This is a genomic window from Holdemania sp. 1001302B_160321_E10 (assembly GCF_015552275.1).
Lineage (GTDB): Bacteria > Bacillota_I > Bacilli_A > Erysipelotrichales > Erysipelotrichaceae > Holdemania.
On sequence record NZ_JADNEM010000065.1, the window covers coordinates 1 to 2897 of the forward strand.

The following is a 2897-nucleotide window of genomic DNA, read 5'->3' on the forward strand; positions in this document are numbered from 1 at the left end:
CACTCCCGCGAAGCGATGATTTTACGCAAAATGAGAAATAACGCGATCAAGAAGATCCCGAAGGATTTCAGTGATGCGTTCATTGCAAAGGCCTACGAGTCTACGTTTGAGGATTATGAGCAGTATCGTGATGATCGCATAGACAAGGAAGGTGCAGTGGATGCAGAAGTCGCTGAACAGGCCGGAAGCCGCCCTGTACAGGACGATATCCCTGCAATCCCTCAGCAGTCCGAGAGCGTACAAAAGGCCCCGGAAATCAAAGTTGCGGAAGCCGAAAAGATCATCGTATCGGCTGATCCGTTCTGATCATGGAGTTCCGTTGCTTGGCCAGTTCATCTGCTGGCAACTGCTATCACATTACATTAAATCGTAAAGACTTGCCTCCGGTAGTGCTGCTACTGGAGGCTGGCCTTCCATATGCTGAGATTCTGCGCCGGATGTCCTCGGAGGGGCTCGATTTACGGCCTGTGGACGCTGTATTGATCACGCACAACCACAAGGATCATTCCGCTGCTTCCAACGATCTACGCCGCCGCGGGAAGCGTGTATACGGAAATCGGTTAATCGTTGGTGATGACCAGGACACATTGCTTGAGGCAGGCCGGATTAAGACCGTTGCCGCGGAGACCAGAGTTTACCCGTTTTCTGTCGAGCATGACGCTGAGGACAGCCTAGGTTTTGTGATCTATACAGACATGGAGATGATCCTGTTTGTCAATGATTGTAAGTATTTCGCAGAGGATTTATCTAAACAGAAATTCGACTATATTTTCATCGAATCTAACTACGACGGCCAGGTCATCCACTTTGCATACGAGGCTGCAAAGGATCAAAAAAACAAGAATGATATTGATAGATACGAGCGTCTTTTAAACAGTCACATGTCGATCAAGCATACCTGCGATCATCTCAAAAAGCTTGACTTAAGTAACTGCAAAGGCATCTTTTTGATGCACTTATCTGACCGTCACGCTAACCCGAATCTGTTCAAGCAAAGGGTTTCCAAACAGTTTCTAAAGCCTTGCTTCGTGTGTCGAAAAAGCGGGGGTATTTTGTAAAGGAGGGGTTTATACAATGTATTCCAAGATTGATAGCCTGTTTTGGCGAGATCAAAAAAACAGAAAATTAAGTGATGACGGGAAATTGTTGTTTTTATATCTTCTTACCTGTCCTCATCGAAGCTCAATAGGATTGTATTACCTTCCTGAGCAATATGTTGCTTCTGACATAAAATGGACTTTAGAAAGGGTTCGAAAAGGGTTTAAAGAACTGTTGCAAAACGGTTGCGTTAAATATGATAGAGATAACGAAATCGTCTTTATTAAGAACTTTTTGCGGTATAACAGCTTTGAGAACTCAAACCAAATTAGAGGGGCTATAAAGTTCCTAGGCACTTTACCAGATACAGTATTTTTAAGTGATCTTATCGAGGTTATAAAAATGGGTTACGAAGACTGTTCAAAGGACAAAAGCCAAGATTTCAAAAAGGCTTTAGAAACCCTTACCGTAACCCTTACTGAAAGAGTTCGGAATACAGTAGCTTATAACAGTAACAGTAACAGTAGCTTATATTTAAATACTTTTGCGCCGAGCTCTAACGACTCGACGCCGGATGAAAATACTCCCAAACCTGTACCTTATGACGAAGAAGAACCAGAGGAGTTTGCCGAAGTTTCGCAAGAGCCGCCATTAATCATGCTGCCATTGAACGATGGAACAGAATACCCTGTAGCCACATCAATGGCCAATGAATGGCAACAGCTATATCAAGCAACGAATGTGGTGACAGAATTGCGCAAGATGAGAGGCTGGTTGTTGGCAGATCCGACGAGACGTAAAACAAAGCGTGGGATATTGCGATTTGTTACAAATTGGCTGAGTCGTGCTCAGGATAGCGGATCTCGTGGTAAGTCAGCTCAAAAACGACAGGATGTTTTGCCGGATTACTATCAACAAATGAAAACCGGATCGGATCAGGAAACTGCAGAAGCCGCAGATTTTGATCGAGAGGAATATGAAGAAATCCGCAGGCAGCTGCGGGAACAGGAGGAGAAGAAATGAACAAAGAGGAATTATACAAAATCGCCATAGAAACGTATGGTGACGAAGCGCAAATCAACCAAGGTATCGAGGAGATGGCGGAGCTGATCCAGGCCATCAACAAATTTCGCAGGAACCCTTGCGCAGAAACTCTCAAAGGAATTGCGGAAGAAATTGCCGACGTTGAGATCATGCTTGAGCAGTATAAAATCATTTTCGGTGCGACGCTGCCTGTTAACCGTATTAAGTCAAACAAGCTCCAACGCCTTGCGGAACGGTTAGGAGTAAAGGATTATGATTAACCGAGTAGTCATAACCGGCCGGCTTGCCCGGGATCCAGAGCTGCGTAAGACGCAATCCGGCTTGTCCGTCTGCAGCTTCCAGCTCGCTGTGGATCGCCCTAAGCAAAAGGGGCAGGATGATGCGGTCACGGACTGGATCAGCTGCCAGGCTTGGCGTCAGGCTGCTGATTACATTTGCAATTATGCAAAAAAGGGTGCGCTGCTTGCGGTGGACGGCAGACTCCAGACACGCAACTACGACAACGCTTCCGGTCAGAAAGTGTACGTCACAGAAGTAGTCTGTGAAAGCGTCAGTCTGTTATCTGCATACGGTAACCGTAATATCACACCGGACACAGATCCACGTACAGCAGGCTATGCATGCGCTCAGAACGCGATGTCTGGTTATGATTACAGTTCGGATCCGACGCTGGAAATTTCTAGCGACGATTTACCATTTTAGAGGAGGCGGAGTGTTATGAAGATTGAGTTGTATAACGATCACTTTGAAAACGCCAAACGATACCAGATCCCACGGGCGCAGTTGATCATTGCGGATATACCGTACAATATCGG

At 45.9% G+C, this 2897-nt stretch carries 5 protein-coding genes; all 5 read left to right on the forward strand.

The features are described 5' to 3' along the window. Nucleotides 1–306: hypothetical protein (locus I2D94_RS17935; RefSeq protein WP_229056960.1), on the forward strand; the 306-nt coding region annotated here is incomplete at its 5' end. 17 nt (nucleotides 307–323) lie between these two features. Then, a complete protein-coding gene (locus I2D94_RS17940; RefSeq protein ID WP_195397894.1) occupies nucleotides 324–1058 on the forward strand; it encodes an MBL fold metallo-hydrolase in 735 nt (244 codons plus the stop codon). A 16-nt stretch (nucleotides 1059–1074) separates the two neighbouring features. Continuing rightward, entirely contained in the window at nucleotides 1075–2061 is a 987-nt protein-coding gene (locus tag I2D94_RS17945; protein ID WP_195397895.1) for a hypothetical protein, read from the forward strand. Then, nucleotides 2058–2342, forward strand: a complete 285-nt coding sequence (locus tag I2D94_RS17950; RefSeq protein WP_195397896.1) for a hypothetical protein — start codon at nucleotides 2058–2060, stop codon at nucleotides 2340–2342. Before I2D94_RS17945 ends, I2D94_RS17950 begins: the two co-directional genes overlap by 4 nt. Next, nucleotides 2335–2784, forward strand: coding sequence for a single-stranded DNA-binding protein (ssb, locus tag I2D94_RS17955; protein ID WP_195397897.1), 450 nt, complete (start codon nucleotides 2335–2337; stop codon nucleotides 2782–2784). Before I2D94_RS17950 ends, ssb begins: the two co-directional genes overlap by 8 nt. The last annotated feature ends 113 nt before the right edge of the window (nucleotides 2785–2897 follow it).

Coding starts and splice junctions, on each gene's coding strand:
- ssb (WP_195397897.1), top strand. CDS start 2,335: ATGATTAACCGAGTAGTCATAACCGGCCGGCTTGCCCGGGATCCAGAG.
- I2D94_RS17945 (WP_195397895.1), top strand. CDS start 1,075: ATGTATTCCAAGATTGATAGCCTGTTTTGGCGAGATCAAAAAAACAGA.
- I2D94_RS17950 (WP_195397896.1), top strand. CDS start 2,058: ATGAACAAAGAGGAATTATACAAAATCGCCATAGAAACGTATGGTGAC.